The following is a 20720-nucleotide window of genomic DNA, read 5'->3' on the forward strand; positions in this document are numbered from 1 at the left end:
AATCGATGCGAATCAGTGCGAATGCGGCGGCACTTCCGCGCCACGGCAGCCCACCAGAAAATCAAAGTCACAACCCTCGTCCGCCTGCATCACATGATTGCGGTACATGGCTTCGTAACCGCTGGTGCTGGCGATAATCTGGTTGGCCTTCAGTTTCTCAAGCCGCGCTGTGATTTCCTCATCGGACACTTCCAGGTGCAGTACGCCGTTGTGCGCATCCAGGTGAATCATGTCGCCATCCTGAACCGCAGCCAGAGGACCGAACTCCATCGCTTCCGGCGCGGTGTGCAGCACCACGGTACCGAAGGCGGTACCACTCATGCGCGCATCGGAAATACGCACCATGTCCTTGATACCCTTTTTGAGCACTTTCGGTGGCAGCCCCATGTTGCCCACTTCCGCCATCCCCGGGTAACCCTTTGGACCACAATTCTTGAGAACCATCACACAGGTTTCGTCGATATCCAGATCGGGATCAACAACACGGGACTTGTAATGCTCGAAATTTTCAAACACCACGGCGCGGCCGCGATGGTTCATCAGTTCGGGGCTGGCGGCAGACGGTTTCAGCACTGCACCGCGCGGAGCCAGGTTGCCACGCAGCACGCAGATTCCACCGTTTTCTACCAGCGGGTTGTCCAGCGGACGGATCACATCATCGTCGTAGCATGGCGCGTCTTCGACGTTCTCGCCGATGCTCTTACCGTTAACGGTGAGGCAGTCTTTATTCAGCGCACCGGATTCACCCAGGCGGCGCAATACCGCGGGCAGGCCACCGGCATAGTAGAACTCTTCCATCAGGTATTTGCCGGACGGCTGCAGGTTGACCAGGGTGGGAACTTCACGCCCTTCTTTCCAGTCGTCCAGGTCCAGGTCCACTCCCATACGGCCGGCGATGGCCTTGAGGTGAATAACTGCATTGGTGGAGCCACCGATCGCCGCATTGGTGCGGATCGCATTGATAAAGGCTTCTTTGGTCAGCACCTTGGACAGGGTCAGGTCTTCGTGCACCATATCGACGATGCGCATACCGGACAGGTGCGCCAGCACGTAGCGGCGGGAATCCACTGCCGGGATCGCAGCATTGTGCGGCAGGCTGGTACCCAGGGACTCCGCCATACACGCCATGGTGGAAGCGGTACCCATGGTGTTACAGGTACCGGCAGAGCGGGACATGCTTGCCTCCGCACTGAGGAATTCGTGCAGGGAGATATTGCCGGCCTTGTACTCCTCGTGGGCTTGCCACACGAGGGTGCCGGAACCAACATCTTTACCTTTGTGTTTGCCGTTCAGCATCGGGCCACCGGTAACCACGATGGTGGGCAGGTTACAGCTGGCGGCGCCCATCAGCAGGGCCGGAGTAGTTTTGTCGCAGCCTACCAGCAGCACAACGGCGTCGAGTGGGTTGCCGCGGATGGCCTCTTCGGTATCCATCGCTGCGAGGTTGCGGGTGAACATCGCGGTGGGACGCAGATTGGACTCACCGTTGGAAAATACGGGAAATTCTACAGGTACGCCGCCCGCCTCAATCACGCCTTTCTTGACGTGCTCGGCAATCTTGCGGAAGTGGGCGTTACACGGGGTCAATTCGGACCAGGTATTACAGATACCAATAACCGGCTTGCCTTCGAAATGATGCTCGGGGATCCCCTGGTTCTTCATCCAGCTGCGGTACATGAAGCCGTTTTTATCGCGAGTGCCGAACCAATTGGCGGACCGAAGAGCAGTTTTCTTTTTATCACTGGCCATTTTGATACAACCTACCTATTTATTCTCTCATAACTATTATTGTATGACTTTTTATTTTTCGGGACAACCTCAGCGAGGGTTTTCGCCCCATAATCTGGCAGCGGTTCCCGAGAGGGCACCGTCCGTGTGCACTCATTGAGATACATCATATTGTATGATATTAATAATGGCCAGCGCCTGAGAGAACATTTTTCGCTCGACGCTGCTCAGAAAATATACACGTGCCACCGAGCCCTATAAACAGGCGAATCGGTGATTTCGAACAGCAGGCTATATAGAGAAGAAAAAGCGATGAGACTGATCCAGTTCACCACCGAATCCGGCCAACGCGCAGTGGGCGCAGTGGCTGACAGCAACACCATCGAACAACTGAAAGACGTGGAGACCGTTTACCAGCTGGCACAGCGCGCCCTGGAATCCGGCACGGCGCTCGAAGCCCTGGCCAGCTCACTGCTTTCCGACCAGCAGCTGGATTACCAGAAAATCGTCGACGAAGGCCGCCTGTTGGCGCCGATCGACCATCCCGAAGCCTCCCAGCTGATGGTGGCAGGCACAGGCCTGACCCACCTGGGCAGTGCTGACACCCGCGCCGCGATGCACGCACAGAACTCTGCGGGCAAAGAAGAACAGATGACCGACACCATGAAGATGTTCAAAATGGGCGTCGAGGGCGGCAAGCCCAGCGGAGACAAGATCGGCGTACAGCCCGAGTGGTTCTACAAGGGTGACGGCAACTGCGTTGTCGCCCCGGAACAGGCCATTCCCAGCCCCTCGTTCGCCCTGGACGCCGGCGAGGAACCGGAAATTGCCGGCATCTATATCAATGACGCCGAGGGCAATCCCTGCCGTATCGGTTTCTCCATCGGTAACGAGCTGTCCGACCACGTAACCGAGCGCCAGAACTACCTGTACCTGGCCCACTCCAAGCTGCGCCACTGCTCCTTTGGCCCCGAACTGCTGCTGGGCGAACTGCCGGCACACATTGAGGGCACCTCCCGCATCGTGCGCAATGGCGAAGTGATCTGGGAAAAAAGCTTCCTGAGCGGCGAAGACAACATGTCCCACACCATCAAGAACCTGGAAGACCACCACTTCAAGTACAGCAATTTCTGCCGTCCAGGCACCCTGCAGGTACACTTCTTCGGCACCGCCACCCTGAGTTTTGGCGACGGCATCAAGCCGGAAGCCGGAGACCGCTTTGAAATCGAATCCGCCACCTTCGGCCGGGCCCTGCGCAATCCACTGAAAATCGTTGAGCGCAAGATTCCCGCGGTAAAAGTGCTGTAATTGTGCACAGCGCACGGCGCCCCATCGATACGGAGCGCCAGCCAATAAAAAAGGCAGTCAAATGACTGCCTTTTTTATTGGCTCCCCGATTCAACGAGACACAACAGGGAGACGCACACCGGGATCGGGAGAGTACTCAGATCGCCATATCCACATTAATGCCCTCACCTTCCGCCAGGTGATCAATCGCCTTGCGGGAGGACTTGGAAAGCAGGGACTTCATCTCGAAGCGCGCGCGCTCCGGATCGCGATCGCGAATGCCCAGATATACCGCGTAGTGTCCAGGCAGGGATGCCTGATACGCAGACTCCTTGGAACTACTGATACGGAACAGGCCCATCAGCGCGGTCTTGATGGATTCACCCAGGGACACCATGAACTCATTGTTGGTGCCGCGCAGGATCGCCATATGGAACTCGATATCGGTGAGAATCACCTGCTCGGTACCGGGCTCAGCGCCCTCCATGCCGCGGTAGGCCTCTTCGATCGCCGCAATCTGCTCATCGCTGGCACGTTTGGCCGCCAATGCCGCAGAGGTAGGCTCAATCATCTCGCGCACTTCAAACAGCGCGCGCAGAAACTCCGCAGACGGCGTGGAATCAAAGCACCAGCGCAGCACATCGGAGTCAAACATGTTCCAGAATTCACGGGGACGCACACGGGTGCCGAGCTTCGGGCGCGACTCGATCAGGCCCTTGGCACTCAGGATCTTGAACGCCTCACGCAGGGCGGTCCGGGACACATTCAGCTCTTCGCCGATAGTGGCCTCATTGGGAATATACTCACCCGGCTCGTAGTAACCGCTGACAATGCGGGTACCCAGCTCATAGGCGACCCAGGCGTGCACGCTGCGCGGCCTGTTCTCCCTGACTTGTTTAACCATAATTGACTACCTAGCTTCAGCTGCCTTCAGCACCTGTTATATGACCTGCACGCCCGCTTTCCGCCAAATAAACGGAAAACACCCGAAAATAGGGGCGGGGCGGCGGTACCCGCGTCTATCACACAATTTGACTTACATTATGACAAATAGCGGCTGCGGCTTCACTACCGCCGGGAAACACCCGCTATACGGCAGTGGTGATGTTTTTTTATACACTTCCCTGTACAAAAGTGCTAAAAATGCCACAAATACTGTGAAGGGACGTCGGCACCGGTCTTGAGCCCCCGCGATCGGGTGCTGAACACACTGTACAGAAATCGACGCTCAACCCGTGCAATTTACGCCTAATTCGCCACAGATAAAAGCGATCCGTGCACATAGGCCGCTTTGACATTGATACTACAATAATATATATATCGCTTCTGCACCAAACAATAATAAGCGGTGCGGTGATAAAAGCGATAAGAGAGAAATAAAATGCAGAACTCGAACAAGCTGTCGGTATTCGAGAAAGTCGGCTTTGGTGCCGGCGATATGGCTGTCAACGTGATGATCGCAGCCATGTTTTACTTCATGCAGTACTTCTACACGGATATTTTCGGCCTTAAGCCGGTACACGTAGGTACGCTGTTCCTCGCCGCCCGTTTTGTGGACGCCTTCAGTGACCCGCTGATGGGCCTGCTCACCGACAAATTCAAAGGCCGCTACGGCCGCTTCCGCCCCTATTTCCTGTACCTGTCGATCCCCTACGGTTTCGCGGTCTTCCTGCTGTTTACCACCCCCGATTTCAGTTACAACGCCAAACTGGTGTGGGCATACGTCACCTACCTGTTTGCCACCCTGATGTTCACCGGCGTCGCCATTCCGTATATCTCCTACATCGGCGTGCTCACCAATGACCCGCAGGAGCGCCTGTCGGCGAACGGCTATCGCATGTTCTTCGCCAAGATTGCCAATGTGGTGATCGTCGCTTCGGTACCGGTGCTGGCACAGTGGTGGGGCGATGGCAGCTCGGCCAAGGGCTACCAGCTGGCCATGGGCTTTATGTCCCTGGTGGGTGTCGGCCTGCTGATGCTGTGCTTCTTCACCACCCGCGAGCGCGTCGAGCACGTAGTGGACCGCAAGCCCCTGGGTGATCAGTTCAAACTGCTGATGAAGAACGACCAGTGGCTGGTACTGGCCGGTGCCTGCATGCTCGGTACCATCGGCTACGCACTGCGCGGCGGTGTGGCCTTCTACTACGCGATCTACTACCTCGGCGGCAACGAAGCGCTGGCGGCCCAGTTCACCAGTGCCGGCATCGCCGCTTCCATCGTCTCCATGGTGGCGTCCACCTGGATCACCAAGCGCTTCTGTAAAATCAAGCTGTTCAGCTGGTCACAGATGCTGGTGGGTGTCATCAGCGTGCTCATGTTCTTTGCGGTCTCCCCCGGGGATATCGCCGTCGCCTTTGTGCTCTATATCATTCTCTCGTTCGTCGTCGACCTGCACGCGCCGGTATTCTGGTCCGCCATCGCCGAGGCGGTGGACTACGGCCACACCAAGACCGGCAAGCGCGTTTCCGGCCTGGCATTCGGCGGCATCTCCTTTTGCCAGAAGGCGGGTTCCGGTATCGCCGGCTTCCTCACTGGCCTGCTGCTGACCTACTTCAACTACCAGGCGGGTGAAACCCAGAGCGAATTCACCCTCACCGGTATCGCACTGATGCTGACCGTGATCCCGGGCCTGTTCCACTTCCTGCTGGGCCTGCTGATGAAAAAGTACATCATCACCGATGACTATTATCACCAGCTGAAGCGCGGCGACGTTTCTCAGGATCCCGACGAGACCGAGGGCACCGCCCTGAATCCGTCCGCCACCTGATTGCCACTTTTAAACTCGAGCTGTAACCGGAGTTAACCGTGATTCCAGAAAAAACCGCAGAACCCCTAGTAAAGCCGCTGATCGAACAGCGTGCCGACCCGTTTATCTACAAGCACAGCGATGGCTTTTACTACTTTATCGCTTCGGTCCCCGAGTACGACCGTCTCGAACTGCGTCGCGCAGAGACCATCGCCGGCCTCAAAGATGCGGAAAAAATCACCGTGTGGACCAAGCCGGATACCGGCGCTTACTCGGACCTGATCTGGGCCCCCGAGATTCACCACGTACATATCGAAGGTCAGGAACCGACCTGGGCAATTTATTTTGCCGCAGCGCCGTCCCGTGAAATCAAACACGACCTGTTCCAGCACCGCATGTACGCCCTGGCCACCACCGACAGCGACCCAATGCAGGCAGAGTGGTCACTGTCACAGGTGGATTCCGGCATCGACACCTTCTGCCTCGACGCCACCGTATTCGAGCACAAGGGCAAGCACTACTACCTGTGGGCACAGAAGGGCCCGGGCATTGCCGGCAACTCCAACCTGTACATTGCAGAAATGGACACCCCGACGTCCATCGTCGGCGAGCCGGTGCTGCTGACCAAGCCGGAATACGACTGGGAAGTGATCGGCTTCCTGGTGAACGAAGGCCCGGCGGTAATCAAGAAAAACGGCCGGATCTTTATCGGCTACTCCGCCAGCGCCACCAACCACAACTACTGTATGGGTCTGTTGTGGGCAGACGAAAACGCCGATGTACTGGATCCGGCGAGCTGGGAAAAATCTCCCAAGCCGGTACTGGAAAGCTGCTACGAGCGCGGTATCTACGGTCCGGGACACAACAGCTTCACCGTTTCCGAGGACGGCAGTGAAGATATCCTGGTTTTCCACGCGCGCACCTACACCGAGATCGTTGGCGATCCCCTGTGGGACCCCAACCGTCACACCTTCGTGAAAGTCATTCGCTGGAATGAAGAAGGCTTCCCGGAATTCGGTAAATCGTCCGAGCCGTGAAAACAGTTTCCCCGCATTATCGTCTCACAGCATGATGACTGGCGGCCTTCGGGCCGCCTTTTTTATGGGTGAAACCTTTGGCAGGTTTGCCGACAGAGTCATTCCCCGCGGCCCCGGCAGCAAAAACCACATCCCTGCTCTCACTTCCCCGGCAACCGCTATTTCGCAAGCCTTGTTTTACGATTGCCGATAGCAGTAGGCTTTGACTTTGAATTTGCCTTCACATCCCAGCCCAGGAGCTGTCAGTGGAAATCTCCGCGCTCTACCATTTTCCGGTCAAATCCCTGCAGGGACACAAGTGTAAATCCCTCCCCCTGGACCGTTTCGGCGCGTCCAATGATCGTCGCTGGATGCTGGTGGATGATGACAACCAGTTCGTGACCCAGCGCCGCCTGCGCGCAATGGCGCAACTCAAAGCCACCGCAATCCCGCAAGGGGTGCGCCTGGAAAATGCCGAGGGAGAGCGCATCGAAATCCACCAGCCCGGCCCGGAAGCTGCACTCAGGACAGTGCGCGTGTGGCGCGATGATGTCAGCGCCCGCGACGCCGGCGACAGCGCCGCACACTGGCTGAGTGAGCAATTGCAGACCCCGTTACGCCTAGTGGCCATGGGCGAGGAATTCAGCCGACCATTGGAAGCACCGCGCGCCGATCGCCAGGTGGGCTTTGCCGATGCGGCGCCGCTGCTGGTCATCAGCCAGGCCTCCCTCGATGACCTTAACAGTCGCCTTGCCGAGCCCGTATCCATGCTGCGCTTTCGCCCCAACCTGGTGGTGAGCGGCTGCGAGCCCTTTGCGGAGGATCACTGGAAAACCCTGACCATCCACACCCACGATGGCTCCGTGGTCTTCGACTGCACTCACCCCTGTGCACGCTGCGGAATTCCCGGGCTGCACCCGTTTACCGGGCGCGCGCAAAAAGAGCCGCTGCGCACCCTCGCCAGCTACCGTCGCTGGGAAGACGGCCAGATCTACTTTGGCATGAACCTGGCCCCGGCCACTGCTGGCACCATTGGAGACAACAATCCGGTCACCATACACTTGGGAGATCGGGTAGAAATCAGCTGAATCGACGGAAGGAAACTACCATGAGCATTACCCGCGACTGCGCACAGTTGCTGGAAGCAGGCAGCATTTATCACGTGCACTACGGTGACCGGCTTGCCAACCATCTGCCCATGGTACTGATTGCCCTCGACAGCATGCGCGCTACACCAGCGCAACTGGCGCACGCCTTCGACCGCAGTACACCACACCTGCAACCGCGCCCCGGCAGCCCGGTGCAAGAAGTGGAAGACATCACGCACTGCCGCAATCGCGAGGACCTGTTTGCCAGCGCCCTGCACTACTATGAGCAACAGCTAAGGCAACTGGGCATCGCCCGGTGTCTGCAACAGGAATTACCCAGGCTTCTCCCCTCCATCGCCACCGCCGCTTTCCACGGCCTGATTCGCACGGCTTACGGTATCGACGCCCGCCACCTGGAAGAAATAGCCATGGGCCTCGCCTACTGGAACCTCGATTACCACGAGCTGGCCAGTAGCAACAAACAGATTCCCCGGTCCGCCGCAGAGGTTATTTCCCTGGTCACGGAGAAATACCCGGATATCCCCCTCGCGCCCGGCAATATCGCCGACCACATGCACTCGGTTACCGGCCAACCGGGCTGGATGGATACCCCGATCCAGCCGGAGCTACTGGGACTGGAAAATGTTGCGGAAGTGGCGATCCACGCCTATCTGGGAACCCGCGATTTCACCCTGCTACACGGTGTCACCGGCTGTCATGCCCTGCGACTGATCCTGCCGTATTGCACGGACAGGGAAGCCGCCCTGCGCTATTTCTGGCAGGGGCTGGTGATTGCCTACCTGAGTACCGGGCCCAAAGTTATCCGGCCATTCGAAGCGAAAGAGCAGGAAGATATTCCGCAGCAGCAGGCGAAAATCATGCAAAAGGCGCTGCACAGCGACGATGATCATGTGATCAAGCTTGCCTACAGCGCGCTGGAAGAATTTCACTATTACGGCAACAAGGATTACCTGGAAGTTTTCAGTTAAACCGCCAGATACTGTCGGATCAGCCCGTCATCCAGGTTCGCCATTTTATCCGCGGCCACCACGGATCCTTTCTGCATCAGCCGGAACTCCTTGCCCACCCTGCGCGCAAATCCGAGTTTCTGCTCCACCAGAATGACCGTCAGCCCGTCTTCTTCATTCAGTTGCGTCACCACATCGCCGATCTGGCGCACGATATTCGGCTGAATGCCTTCATTGGGCTCGTCCAGAATCAGCACCTTCGGATCGATCACCAGTGCGCGACCGATGGCCAGCTGCTGTTGCTGCCCCCCGGACAGGTCCCCGCCGCGACGATGCAACATGTCCTTCAACACCGGAAACAACTCGAAAATCCGCTCGGGGATTTTCTTCAGCCCATCGCCCCGTGCCGGCAGCCCGATCTGCAGGTTTTCCTCCACCGTCAGCAACGGAAAAATATCCCGCCCTTGGGGGACGTAACCAATCCCCATTTTCGCCCGCGCCTGGGCCGGGCTTCCCTCAATGGGTTTGTCCTGATAAAGGATGCGCCCATCACTGGCCGGCAGTAATCCCATCAGGCATTTGAGCAACGTGGTCTTGCCCGCACCGTTGCGTCCCATGATGCAGGTACAGGACCCTTGTGCCACCTCCAGATCCAGGTCCCACAGAATCTGGGTGCCGCCGTATTTCTGGTTCAACTTCTCGATCCGGATCATGCTTCCTCCCCCAGATATACCTCGATCACATCCGGATTACTCTGCACCTGATCCATGGTCCCCTCCGCCAGTACCGATCCCTGGTGCAGCACCGTCACAGTGCGCGCAATGCTGCGAACAAACTCCATATCGTGCTCCACCACAATCACCGTGTGCTTGCCGGCGAGAGAGGTCAGCAGCTCCGCGGTGCGCTCTGCTTCCTCCGCGGTCATCCCGGCTACCGGCTCATCGATCAGCAACAGGCGCGGCTCGGCGGCCAGCAACATGCCGATCTCCAGCCACTGTTTCTGTCCGTGGGAAAGCGCTCCGGCCAGCTGGAAGCGGGCGTTTTGCAGGCCGATGATCTTCAGCACCTCATCAATCCGGTCGCTCTCACTACTCGTCAGATTTGCGGTCAGGGCACTCCACACGCCCTTACTGCCCTGCAGCGACAGCTCCAGGTTGTGAAACACCGTATGCGCTTCGAATACCGTGGGTTTCTGGAACTTGCGCCCGATACCCAGCTGCGCGATCTCCGCCTCATCGTGGGCCAGCAGATCGATATTCTGGCCGAACCAGGCGCTGCCACTGTCGCACTGGGTCTTGCCGGTAATCACATCCATCAGCGTGGTTTTACCGGCGCCATTGGCGCCAATCAGGCAACGCAGCTCGCCGTCATTCACGTATAAATTGAGATCGTTCAGCGCCTTGAACCCATCGAAGCTGACATTCAAACCCTCCAGGTACAGGATCACCTGCTTGGACACATCCGGTGAACGCTTGCGCGGCACCAGAAATGGCCAGGTGGTATCCCGGCGCAACAGTTCCCGTGCCTGTCCGGCAAATTGATTCAGATTACTCATGCATTGACCTCCCGGGTACCCACACTGCGGTCTGTGCCGGCATCCTCTTTGCGGCGCGTTGCTTGCGCGGACTCATCACTACGACCAAAACGCTGCAAGAGGCCTGCCAGCCCCTGGGGCAGGTACACGGTGACGATCACAAACAATGCCCCAAGGGCAAACAACCAGCCGTCCGGCATGATCGCGGTAAAGCGGGTCTTGGCGTAATTCACCAGCAGCGCACCGACAATTGCCCCGTAGAGGGTGCCGCGACCACCCACCGCAACCCACACCACCACTTCGATGGAATTGAGGGGAGAAAACTCACCGGGATTGATGATGCCCACCTGCGGAACGTACAGCATGCCCGCCACCGCGGCGATCAGCGCGGAGTAGACAAACAGCCAGACTTTATAGCGCTCGGTGCGATAACCGAGAAAACGCGCTCGCGCCTCGGCATCCCTTACCGCGACAATCACCCGACCGAAACGCGATTGCACAATGGCGCGACTGGTAATAAACGCAATCACCAGCAGTAATGTTGTCACCAGCAACAGGGCTACGCGGGTCGCGTCTGCCTGCAGGTCAAAACCGAGAATATCCTTGAAATCGGTGAGCCCGTTGTTGCCGCCGAAACCCATCTCATTGCGGAAAAAGGCCAGCATCAGGGCGTAGGTGAGCGCCTGGGTCATGATCGACAGGTAAACACCGGTCACCCGGGAGCGAAACGCGAGCCAGCCAAACACAAACGCGAGCAAGCCGGGAATCGCCAGCGCCATCAGTACCGCAAACCAGAACTGATCCATGCCGAACCAGTACCAGGGCAGCTCCTGCCAGTTGAGAAACACCATGAAATCCGGCAGGTCGGGATTGCCGTAAACGCCGCGATCACCGATCTGACGCATCAGGTACATGCCCATGCCGTAACCGCCTAGGGCAAAAAAAGCCCCGTGCCCGAGGCTGAGTATGCCGCAATACCCCCAGATGATATCCACCGCCATGGCGAGTATGGCAAAGCACAGGTATTTGCCCATCAGGGTAATGGTGTAGGTACTGACATAAAGCGGCGAGTCTGCCGGTAGTAACAGGTTGGCCGCCGACATGGCCAGGGTTGTTACCAGCAATACCCCCACCAGCAGTGAGGAGCCCTTGCCCGGCTGGCGCAACTCGGTAAGCACCCGCGTTATTTTTTCTACCAGATTGTTCATTGCACTCATTCGGCGGCCCTTCCACGCTGCGGGAACAGGCCTTTGGGCCGTTTCTGGATAAACAGGATCAGGCACACCAGCACAATGATGTTGGCCAGTACCGCGCCGGTGGTAGGCTCGAGGAATTTATTCGCCACGCCCAGTGAAAAACCGCCCACCAGTGTGCCGAGCAGATTACCCACACCGCCGAATACCACCACCATGAACGAATCGATAATGTAGGACTGCCCCAGGTTCGGTCCCACGTTGGTGAGCTGGGACAACGCCACCCCGGCAACACCGGCAATGCCGGAACCGAGGCCAAACGTCATTGCATCGACCATTTCTGTGCGCACGCCCATAGCCTTGGCCATATCCCGGTTCTGGGATACCGCGCGCACATTCAGACCGAGGGACGATTTCTTGAGGATTGCCAGCAGCGTGATGAACACCGCCAGGGCAAACAGCAGGATATACAGACGGTTGTAAGTGACAGAGAAAACCGGGTTGATGGCCAGGGAGCCGCTCATCCATTCCGGCGTCACTACCTGCATGTTCAGGGGGGAGAAAATACTGCGCACTGCCTGCTGCAGGATCAGGCTGATACCGAAGGTGGCCAACAATGTTTCCAGCGGCCGTCCCTGTAGATGACGGATTACCCCGCGCTCGATCAGTACCCCCACGCTACCGGAAACCAGAAAAGCCGCCGGCACCGCCAGCAGCAGGGAGTACTCGATGAACGCCGGCATTAATTGCTGGATCACATAGGTAGTGTAGGCGCCGAGCATGATCATTTCGCCGTGGGCCATATTGATCACCCCCATCACACCGAAGGTGATGGCGAGACCGATAGCGGCAAGCAGCAATACCGACCCCAGGCTGAGGCCGAAGAACAGCTGTTCCATCTGCCCGTAAAATTCGATGCGCCCGGTAATATTTTCCAGCGCTTTCTGCGCCGCAGCTTTTACCGCGGCATCCTGTTCGTTCTCATCCTCCAGCAGCCGCCGCAGCTGATTGCGCACCGGTGCTTCGAGGCGATCATTCATCTGTTCGATGGCTGCGAGGCGATCGCCGGTGGCGCTGCCGTCACGCAAACGTACCATGGCATTGGCGAGTTCGATCAGGTCACGCACCCCTTCGCTCACACCGGCATCCGCCGCACTTTGCAGCAGACTCAGGTTGTTTGTGCTGAGGTCGTCCAGTATCGCGAGTACCGCGGTGCGCTTTTCCGCTTCACTGCCGTGCAGCAGATCGATGCGCCCGATAGCCTCGCGCAACTGTCCGCGCAGGCGGTTGTTGACTCGGATCTTTTTAATATCGCGCGTCCCCTGCACGCCCAGTTCCGCACCGGTAAAAACGTCCAGACCGATACGCTCGCCGGCGGGATTTTTTTGCACCGCCATCACTTTGCCACTGGCCTTGTGAAAGTGGAGGTCTCCCGCGAGCATGGTTTCAAACAGCGGGCGCATCTCCGCACCACCAACCTGCTCCAGTTGCTTCACTAGCTCGCCGGTTTCCCGCAGGCTGGCATCCGGTAATTGTTGCAGTACTTGTTCCACCGCCGGTGGAAGGGGCTGTGACTGCGCCAGTGCGCTGCCGGCCGAAAGTACGACAAGCAAACTGGTCAGCATCAGGCCGACGCATCGTAAAAATTGCTTCACCGGTAACTCCGCGCTCATAGTTATATGCTTTATCGGAAAGCGAAAAACGCCCCAAACAAGCAATACGCCCGCGGTTAGCGGAGCGTATTGTGAGGGTGTTTGTCTGGTCCGGGGTGTGTTCAGTCGGTCACTGACTGTGAATTAGTCCGCCTGTCCGCTACACGCCTTGGATTTGGTGTTGTAGTTGCCGCACTTGATCGGCGCAGTCCAGTCCGCGATCAAGTCTTTGGAACCGGGCAGAAAATCGGACCAGGCATCACCGGCGACGACATCGTCGGTTGCCCAGACCACTTCGAACTGGCCATCGTCCTGGATTTCACCAATAAATACCGGCTTCGACAGATGGTGGTTTTTGTTCATCTTGGCGATGCCGCCGGTGAGGTTCGGGAACTCGATACCGATCATTGCCTGCTCCACGGCGTCTACTTCCGTAGTGCCAGCTTTCTCTACCGCCTTGGCCCACATGTTGAAGCCGATATAGGTCGCCTCCATCGGGTCATTGGTCACGCGCTTTTCATCGCCAATGAATTTTTTCCACTGCTGGACAAAGTAATCGTTGGATTCGCTATCAATACCCTGGAAGTAGTTCCACGCGGCCAGGTGTCCGACCAGTGGACCGGTATCGATACCGGAGAGTTCTTCCTCACCCACGGAGAAAGCCACCACCGGAATATCCTCGGAGCTGATGCCCTGGTTGGCGAGTTCCTTGTAGAACGGCACGTTGGCATCGCCATTGATGGTGGAAACTACCGCAGTTTTTTTGCCCGCGCTGCCAAACTTCTTGATGTCGGACACAATGCTCTGCCAGTCGGAATGGCCGAACGGCGTGTAGTTGATCATGATGTCTTCTTTCGCCACACCCTTGGATTCGAGATAGGCTTCCAGAATCTTGTTGGTGGTGCGCGGGTAAACGTAGTCGGTACCAGCGAGAACCCAGCGATCCACTTCCAGATCGGACATCAGGTAATCCACTGCGGGAATGGCCTGCTGGTTGGGCGAAGCGCCGGTGTAGAACACATTTTTCGAGGACTCTTCACCCTCGTACTGCACCGGATAGAACATCAGGCCATTGAGTTCTTCCACGACCGGTAGCACGGACTTGCGGGATACAGAAGTCCAGCAACCAAAAATCACATCCACTTTTTCCTTGGTGAGCAGTTCGCGGGCCTTTTCCGCAAACAGCGGCCAGTCAGAAGCCGGGTCCACCACCACGGCCTCGAGCTTCTTGCCCAGCAGGCCGCCCTTGCGGTTCTGCTCATCCACCATCATCAGCACGGTGTCTTTGAGGGTGGTTTCACTGATGGCCATGGTGCCGGAGAGGGAGTGCAACACTCCCACCTTGATGGTTTCCGCGGCCAGGGCCACGGTGCTGATTACGCTGGTACCGGCGGCGAAAGCCAGGCCGGCGACAAATTTCTTCAGTTGCATGGAATTGCTCCTTTTCACTATTTGGGAAGTCGCGTCAGGCGAGTGCCGCGGGGCACTCACACTGGATTTACAGCTGTACTTGCATACCGAGACTCAGCACGTCCACGTCGGCGCCGGCATAACCGGATGCATTGGCATCACCAGAGACGAAGCTGAGATTCAGGCGGGTGTTGTGGCCGTTGACCACATAATTGAGACCAAGCTCGGTGGAACTGCTGCTGCCCGCATCGGAAGGGCTGTTCTCCACGAGACGCAAATAAGGCTGGAACTTGCCCGGGCCCACATTGGCCGGGAACAGGTAGGCTGCGGTGGCGAATACCGACTCGCCGTCAAACAGGCAGAAGCAGTCGCCGGCTACCGGCTGGGAAGCGAGGGTGTAATCCGCGTTGAAACTCTTGTACTCCCCCTCGATGGTGACCACACCACCGGCATCGAGCACGGTTTCCGACAGCATGTCGATGGTCCAGCCGGAGAAGTCACCGGCAGACATTTCACTACCGACGCCGTCCTCCTGGCTCTGCAGGGACAGCGCCAGGGTGAAGATATTGCCGAGGCCACCGTAGTAGGTAGAGCTGGTGTAGTACCCCGGGTTGGCTTCCATGTTCAGGAAGTTGTAGGCAAAACGCGCGGCGTACAGGGGGTTATCATCCTGGTTACTGTAGCCATCGAGGCCAAAAAAGCTGCCTGCGGCGTACTGGAATTTACCGGCGGTACCCCAGAAGGTGATCCCTTCGTCACGGCCAATCAGACCCGCCTGGCCGCCCTGATCCGATGCGTACAGGGGCTGGCGGTACTGATTCCAGCTGAGGGCATAGTAGGGGCCGCTCATTTCGATCCGGTCCGCCGGGGTCAACATGCGCCCGGCCCAGATGTTGAACTGCGGGCTGAATTCGAACTGTGCAATCGCATCCAGCACGTCGGCGGTGTCGTTGTCGCGCTGTTGCAGATTGAAGGTGAACTTCACCGTGTCGTTCAGCTGGCCGGAGGTGTAGACGCGAATATCCGGCAGGGTGAAGTCACTGTCGCCTTCCACGGATTGGAACTGGGAGCGGAAGCCTGCACCGATACTGAATGTCTGCCCGTCTTCGGATTCGAACTTTTTGGCCAGCGCCGGCAGCGGAGCGGTACTTCCGATGACCAGCGCCGCGGCGCAGGCACTGCGCCAGATGATTTGTTTAGACTGCTGACGCCCTTCCGGTCGCAGCAACCCCATACCTCCAGACAACGTTTCCATGTGCATCCCCTTTTTTTGAATGTTCTCGATTGGCTAATTCTTGGTGCTATCGATTATTCGGCCGGGTGGACAGGGGAGCTATACGCGTATTGGGGCAGGTAACTACGTCATTTGACGGTTTTCAGAATCGGGGGCGTACGTACACTAAAGATCAGAGAATTCAGGATTAGAAGAGCTCTTTTCTAGGTCGGCTGAAGGAACCGCTACAGGCTCTCCAACAGGGACCAGGAGGTAGCACTTCGAATCCGGTATTCTTGTTGCAGGAAAATAAGAAATAGACAACAGCAGTAAGGCAGTTCCCGGTGGTTGATATATTTACGGGCGACAATAACAACAGCGAACAACAGGCCATGCGACCCGCGCAACAGGTATTCCGTGTACGACGGACCTACAACAAGTGGGTAGGAGACGAGACCCTCGAAGACTTCGCACTGCGATTCACCGCCGTGCGCGGGCGCCGTTTTACCATCGAACAGGTGGCCAAGACCGCCCTCGGGGCCACCGCCTTCCTCGCCCTCGAAGCCATCGCCGCCGCCGTCACCCTCAACTACGGCTTTATCAACACCGTCGCCGCCATGCTCTCCGTCGCCGCAGTGATCTTCATTACCGGCTTCCCCATCACCTACTACGCCGCCAAGCACGGACTCGATATCGACCTGCTCACCCGCGGTGCCGGTTTCGGCTATCTCGGCTCCACCATCACCTCGCTGATCTACGCCTCCTTCACATTCATCTTCTTCGCCATCGAAGCTGCGATCCTCACCTCCGCCCTGCACGCCCTGCTCGGAATCCCTCCCGCCATCGGCTACATCCTGTGTGCCGTGGCCGTAATCCCGATCGTGACCCACGGCATCCGCGCGGTAAGCAAGTTCCAGATAGGTACCCAGCCCATGTGGCTGCTGTTGCAGTGCCTTGCCCTCGGCATCGCCGCCTGGTTCGAACTGGCGCGGGTCGAGGACTGGACCCGCTACGCACCTCAGCACAACCCGGACAGTGGCCAGTTCAACTGGATGCTATTCGGTGCCGCCAGCGCGGTGTTTTTTGCCATGGTGGCGCAGATCGGCGAGCAGGTGGACTACCTGCGCTTTATGCCGGAGAAAACCCGGGAAAACCGCGCACGCTGGTGGTTCTGGCTCACCCTCGCCGGGCCGGGCTGGATTCTGATCGGGGTGATCAAGATGCTGTTCGGCTCGTTTCTCGCCTATCTGGCGATTACCAGCGGCGCTTCCGCAGAGCAGGCTGCAGACCCGGTACGCATGTATCAGATGGTGTTCAATTACCTGACACAGTCCCCCACCATGGCGCTGATTCTGGCCGGGGTGATGGTGGTGATCTCGCAGATGAAGATCAACGTCACCAACGCCTACGCCGGCTCCATCGCCTGGTCGAACTTCTTCTCGCGGCTTACCCGCAGTCACCCGGGGCGGGTGGTGTGGCTGGTGTTCAATGTGAGCATCGCGCTGATTTTGATGGAGCTGGGAATCTATCGCGCACTCGAAGGGGTACTGGGTATTTTCTCGCTGGTGGCGATCAGCTGGCTCGGCTGCCTGGCGGCGGACCTGATGATCAACAAGCCCCTTGGTATCAGTCCGTCGTATGTGGAGTTCAAGCGCTCACACCTGTACGACGTCAATCCGGTGGGTGTGGGTTCGATGCTGCTCGCCTCGCTGATTGGAATCGTGTGCTACCTCGGCCATTTCGGCGATGGGGCGAAAAACTTTGCCAGCTTTATCAGCCTCGGCATCTGCTTCGTCATGGTGCCGCTACTGGGTATTGCCACCCGTGGACGCTTCTATCTCGCCCGCCACCGGGACTTTTTCGAGGGGGAAAATACAGACGCCGGGCAGCGCTCGGTCAGTACTGCCATTGTGTCCGCCCAGACCTGCTGTATCTGCGAAAACGATTTCGAGCCCGCCGATATGAGCCACTGCCCTGCCTACCAGGGCCCCATCTGTTCCCTGTGCTGCTCGCTGGATTCCCGCTGCCTGGATGCCTGCAAGCCAGATGCACGCTTTTCCCAACAGCTCAGCGCGCTGATCAAGATGCTGGTACCGGCGCAGGTAGTCAGCGGGGTGGACTCTCGGCTGGGACGCTTCGCGATTCTGTTGCTGGGCGCCAGTGTGTGTATTGCCGGTGTGCTGTCGCTGATCTACGGCCAGCTGCGTCCGACCACCACCGCGGAGGCAGAGCTGCTTCAACAGGCATTCTGGGCACTTTTTGTGGTGCTCCTGCTGATTGCCGGGGTACTCGCGTGGCTGTTCCTGCTCACCCACGACAGTCGAATCGTGGCGCAGATGGAATCCAACCGACAGACCCGCCTGTTGCTGAATGAGATCGAGGCGCACAAGGAAACCGATCGCGCACTGCAGGAAGCCAAGGAGCAGGCGGATCGTGCCAACAGTGCCAAGAGCCGTTACCTCTCGGGAATCAGCCACGAGCTGCGCACACCGCTGCAGTCCATTCTCGGTTATGCGCAACTGCTCAACCAGCAGCAGGATATTCCAGAAAAACACCGCAACGGCCTGCGCATCATCAAACGCAGTGGGGAATACCTGACGGACCTGATCGAGGGACTGCTGGATATTTCCAAGATCGAAGCCGGCCGCCTGGATATCTACCGCAATCAGGTGCGCCTGCCCGAATTACTGGAACAGATGGTTGAGATGTTCCGCCCACAGGCGGAAGCGAAAGGTGTGCGCTTTTACTGCCATATCCACAATCCGCTGCCGTCGACGGTCATAGCCGACGAAAAACGCCTGCGCCAGATCCTGATCAACCTGCTGTCCAACGCGATCAAATATACCCGCGAGGGACAGGTGGATTTCCATATCCGCTACCGCAACCAGGTTGCCGAATTTGCCATCGTCGATACCGGGGTTGGCATCGACCCGGAGGATCAGGCGCGTATTCTCAAACCCTTCGAACGGGTACGCAATGGAGCCAGCCCGGTGGCCACCGGTACCGGACTGGGGTTGACCATCGCCTACCTGCTCACAGAAATCATGGGTGGCGAGTTGCGTCTCGAGAGCGAGCCCGGCAAGGGCAGCCGCTTTACCGTTTCCCTGCTGTTGTCGTGGGTTGAATCGGATCATAGCCGCGAAGCACCGGTGCGCCGCATCAGTGGATATCGTGGACCGCGCCGCAGTGTGATGGTGGTCGATGACGAACCCATTCACCGCGGCCTGATCGGCGACCTGCTGACACCGCTTGGGTTTTCCATGATGGAAGCGCAGAGTGCAGAGGACTGCCTCGCGTTGGTCCAGCAACAGATACCGGACCTGTTTTTACTGGATGTGACAATGCCCGGTATGAACGGCCTGGATCTCGCAGAGCAGCTGCGCGCACGGGGTATCAGCGCACCCATCGTGATGCTCTCCGCGGACGCCCAGGAGCGACACCTGAAACCGGGAGATAGCGAGCCGGCCCATCACGATGCCTATCTGGTAAAACCCCTGGTGAACCAGAAACTGTTCGACACCATGGCGCGCATGCTCAAGCTGGACTGGGTTTACGCAAGCGAAAATCCCCGCATGGGTAAACCCCAGGCAATACACCCCGTATCGCCCGAGGCATTACCCAAAACATTGCCAGATCATCCGCTACTGGCGGAGTTACTGGCCTATGCCCGCATCGGTTACCGCAGCGGTGTACACCGCACGCTGGACCGGATTGCCTCGGAATCCGTGGTCCCCAACAATCGCATTGAAGAATTCCGCTTGCTGGCGGATACCATGCGCTTCGAGCAGTTGAGCGAAGCCCTGGAAATCAAGGAGAGTGAATGAATACCTGCGACGATACCGCAAGCCCAGCGCGGGCCACTGCGGATACGCCGACCGGCGATATCGTACTGGTGGTGGACGATTCGCCGGATACCCTGAGCCTGATCAACGACACACTGGAACAGGCCGGTATCGATGTCCTGGTGGCACTGGATGGCAGCCAGGCACTGAATATCGCACGGCGACTGCGACCGGACATGATTCTGCTGGATGCGGTAATGCCGGGGCTCGACGGGTTTGAGACCTGCCGCCTGCTCAAGGCAGATCCCGAACTGGTATCGATCCCGGTCATCTTCATGACCGGGCTGACGGACTCGGAAGATATCGTGCGCGGACTGGAAAGTGGTGGCGTCGACTACCTGACCAAGCCGATCCAGCCCAACGAACTGCTGGCGCGGATGAAGGTGCACCTGAACAACGCGCGCCTGACTTCGAGTGCGCACCAGGCCCTCGACTCTACTGGCCAGTTCCTGTGTACCGTGGATGCCGCCGGACGAATGCACTGGGCAACACCGCAGACCTATGCCCTGCTCAGCAGCGCCGGCGCCATGGAAGGTGCCCTGCAACAGAAGATGATTGCCGACCTGAAGTTGTGGCTCTCGCGCGGTCCGGGTAGCGGCCACAAACTGAAACTGGATGGGTTACACAAACCCCTGGCAGTGGTGTTTATCGAACAGCGCGACGGCGGCACCTGTCTGTTGAAACTGGTAGATGACGGCGGCCCTGCCGGCGAAGATATCCTGCGGGAAAAACTGTCACTGACCAAGCGGGAATCCGAGGTACTGTTCTGGATTGGCAATGGAAAAACCAACCGAGAGATCGGCGAAATTCTCGATGTGAGCCCGCGTACGGTGAACAAACATCTGGAGGGGATATTCTCCAAGCTCGGCGTAGAAAACCGTACCGCGGCGGCAGGCATTGCGATTCGGGCATTGAACCCTGACTCTTGATAGGTCAGGCCTGGTGACTTTTCCGACCGTTTGTGGCGGCAAAGCACCGGGTGCGGATTTTCAGGACCGCCACAAGTACATCCATGTAGGCTGCGTCGGAGTTTGTACTTCGCC

At 58.1% G+C, this 20720-nt stretch carries 15 protein-coding genes; 7 read left to right on the forward strand and 8 right to left on the reverse strand.

The window, feature by feature from the left end:
• Positions 1 to 12: 12 nt before the first annotated feature.
• Positions 13 to 1749 carry an IlvD/Edd family dehydratase gene (locus HUW35_RS03455; protein WP_181254257.1) on the reverse strand — a complete coding sequence of 579 codons (1737 nt, stop codon included), beginning with the start codon at positions 1747 to 1749 and terminating at the stop codon, positions 13 to 15.
• A 291-nt stretch (positions 1750 to 2040) separates the two neighbouring features.
• Here HUW35_RS03455 and araD1 point away from each other — a divergent pair, with 291 nt between their 5' ends.
• Positions 2041 to 3036 (forward strand): AraD1 family protein, encoded by a 996-nt coding sequence (gene araD1 / locus HUW35_RS03460; RefSeq protein WP_181254258.1) that lies wholly within the window; start codon positions 2041 to 2043, stop codon positions 3034 to 3036.
• Positions 3037 to 3172: 136 nt separating this feature from the next.
• Here araD1 and HUW35_RS03465 read toward each other — a convergent pair whose 3' ends face one another.
• Entirely contained in the window at positions 3173 to 3919 is a 747-nt protein-coding gene (locus tag HUW35_RS03465) for a FadR/GntR family transcriptional regulator (RefSeq protein WP_181254259.1), read from the reverse strand.
• A gap of 477 nt (positions 3920 to 4396) precedes the next feature.
• Here HUW35_RS03465 and HUW35_RS03470 point away from each other — a divergent pair, with 477 nt between their 5' ends.
• From HUW35_RS03470 to HUW35_RS03485, 4 genes are all read left to right on the forward strand, one after another.
• Positions 4397 to 5782 (forward strand): MFS transporter, encoded by a 1386-nt coding sequence (locus HUW35_RS03470; RefSeq protein ID WP_181254260.1) that lies wholly within the window; start codon positions 4397 to 4399, stop codon positions 5780 to 5782.
• Positions 5783 to 5820: 38 nt separating this feature from the next.
• Positions 5821 to 6798, forward strand: a complete 978-nt coding sequence (locus HUW35_RS03475; protein WP_255463457.1) for a family 43 glycosylhydrolase — start codon at positions 5821 to 5823, stop codon at positions 6796 to 6798.
• A gap of 245 nt (positions 6799 to 7043) precedes the next feature.
• Complete coding sequence (locus HUW35_RS03480; protein WP_181254261.1) at positions 7044 to 7865, forward strand: MOSC domain-containing protein; 822 nt, start codon at positions 7044 to 7046, stop codon at positions 7863 to 7865.
• 20 nt (positions 7866 to 7885) lie between these two features.
• Positions 7886 to 8854 carry a questin oxidase family protein gene (locus tag HUW35_RS03485; protein ID WP_181254262.1) on the forward strand — a complete coding sequence of 323 codons (969 nt, stop codon included), beginning with the start codon at positions 7886 to 7888 and terminating at the stop codon, positions 8852 to 8854.
• Here HUW35_RS03485 and urtE read toward each other — a convergent pair.
• The 6 genes from urtE to HUW35_RS03515 all read right to left on the reverse strand — a co-directional run bounded on the left by urtE (position 8851) and on the right by HUW35_RS03515 (position 15877).
• Positions 8851 to 9546, reverse strand: coding sequence for an urea ABC transporter ATP-binding subunit UrtE (urtE, locus tag HUW35_RS03490; protein ID WP_181254263.1), 696 nt, complete (start codon positions 9544 to 9546; stop codon positions 8851 to 8853). The genes HUW35_RS03485 and urtE overlap by 4 nt on opposite strands.
• Positions 9543 to 10379, reverse strand: a complete 837-nt coding sequence (urtD, locus tag HUW35_RS03495) for an urea ABC transporter ATP-binding protein UrtD (protein ID WP_370464614.1) — start codon at positions 10377 to 10379, stop codon at positions 9543 to 9545. Before urtD ends, urtE begins: the two co-directional genes overlap by 4 nt.
• A gap of 5 nt (positions 10380 to 10384) precedes the next feature.
• Positions 10385 to 11575: an urea ABC transporter permease subunit UrtC gene (urtC, locus tag HUW35_RS03500; protein WP_181255495.1), complete on the reverse strand. Its 1191-nt coding sequence runs from the start codon at positions 11573 to 11575 to the stop codon at positions 10385 to 10387.
• A gap of 5 nt (positions 11576 to 11580) precedes the next feature.
• Positions 11581 to 13215, reverse strand: a complete 1635-nt coding sequence (urtB, locus tag HUW35_RS03505; RefSeq protein WP_255463460.1) for an urea ABC transporter permease subunit UrtB — start codon at positions 13213 to 13215, stop codon at positions 11581 to 11583.
• Positions 13216 to 13356: 141 nt separating this feature from the next.
• Positions 13357 to 14643, reverse strand: coding sequence for an urea ABC transporter substrate-binding protein (gene urtA, locus HUW35_RS03510; protein ID WP_181254265.1), 1287 nt, complete (start codon positions 14641 to 14643; stop codon positions 13357 to 13359).
• Positions 14644 to 14710: 67 nt separating this feature from the next.
• On the reverse strand, positions 14711 to 15877 hold the full coding sequence (locus HUW35_RS03515; protein WP_181254266.1) for a hypothetical protein: 1167 nt from the start codon (positions 15875 to 15877) through the stop codon (positions 14711 to 14713).
• Between the two features lie 302 nt (positions 15878 to 16179).
• Between HUW35_RS03515 and HUW35_RS03520 the strand changes: the two genes are divergently transcribed.
• Both HUW35_RS03520 and HUW35_RS03525 read left to right on the forward strand, forming a co-directional pair.
• A complete protein-coding gene (locus HUW35_RS03520) occupies positions 16180 to 19659 on the forward strand; it encodes an ATP-binding protein (protein ID WP_219932641.1) in 3480 nt (1159 codons plus the stop codon).
• Complete coding sequence (locus tag HUW35_RS03525) at positions 19656 to 20606, forward strand: response regulator transcription factor (protein ID WP_181254267.1); 951 nt, start codon at positions 19656 to 19658, stop codon at positions 20604 to 20606. Before HUW35_RS03520 ends, HUW35_RS03525 begins: the two co-directional genes overlap by 4 nt.
• Positions 20607 to 20720: the final 114 nt, after the last annotated feature.

This window comes from Microbulbifer sp. YPW1 (assembly GCF_013367775.1).
In the GTDB taxonomy this organism is placed as follows: Bacteria; Pseudomonadota; Gammaproteobacteria; order Pseudomonadales; family Cellvibrionaceae; genus Microbulbifer.

Bases quoted from the DNA above. Each gene is read 5' to 3' on its own strand.
- araD1 (WP_181254258.1), top strand. From the start codon at position 2,041: ATGAGACTGATCCAGTTCACCACCGAATCCGGCCAACGCGCAGTGGGC.
- HUW35_RS03525 (WP_181254267.1), top strand. From the start codon at position 19,656: ATGAATACCTGCGACGATACCGCAAGCCCAGCGCGGGCCACTGCGGAT.
- urtC (WP_181255495.1), bottom strand. From the start codon at position 11,575: ATGAACAATCTGGTAGAAAAAATAACGCGGGTGCTTACCGAGTTGCGC.
- urtA (WP_181254265.1), bottom strand. From the start codon at position 14,643: ATGCAACTGAAGAAATTTGTCGCCGGCCTGGCTTTCGCCGCCGGTACC.
- HUW35_RS03485 (WP_181254262.1), top strand. From the start codon at position 7,886: ATGAGCATTACCCGCGACTGCGCACAGTTGCTGGAAGCAGGCAGCATT.
- HUW35_RS03515 (WP_181254266.1), bottom strand. From the start codon at position 15,877: ATGGAAACGTTGTCTGGAGGTATGGGGTTGCTGCGACCGGAAGGGCGT.
- HUW35_RS03455 (WP_181254257.1), bottom strand. From the start codon at position 1,749: ATGGCCAGTGATAAAAAGAAAACTGCTCTTCGGTCCGCCAATTGGTTC.
- HUW35_RS03465 (WP_181254259.1), bottom strand. From the start codon at position 3,919: ATGGTTAAACAAGTCAGGGAGAACAGGCCGCGCAGCGTGCACGCCTGG.
- urtE (WP_181254263.1), bottom strand. From the start codon at position 9,546: ATGATCCGGATCGAGAAGTTGAACCAGAAATACGGCGGCACCCAGATT.
- HUW35_RS03470 (WP_181254260.1), top strand. From the start codon at position 4,397: ATGCAGAACTCGAACAAGCTGTCGGTATTCGAGAAAGTCGGCTTTGGT.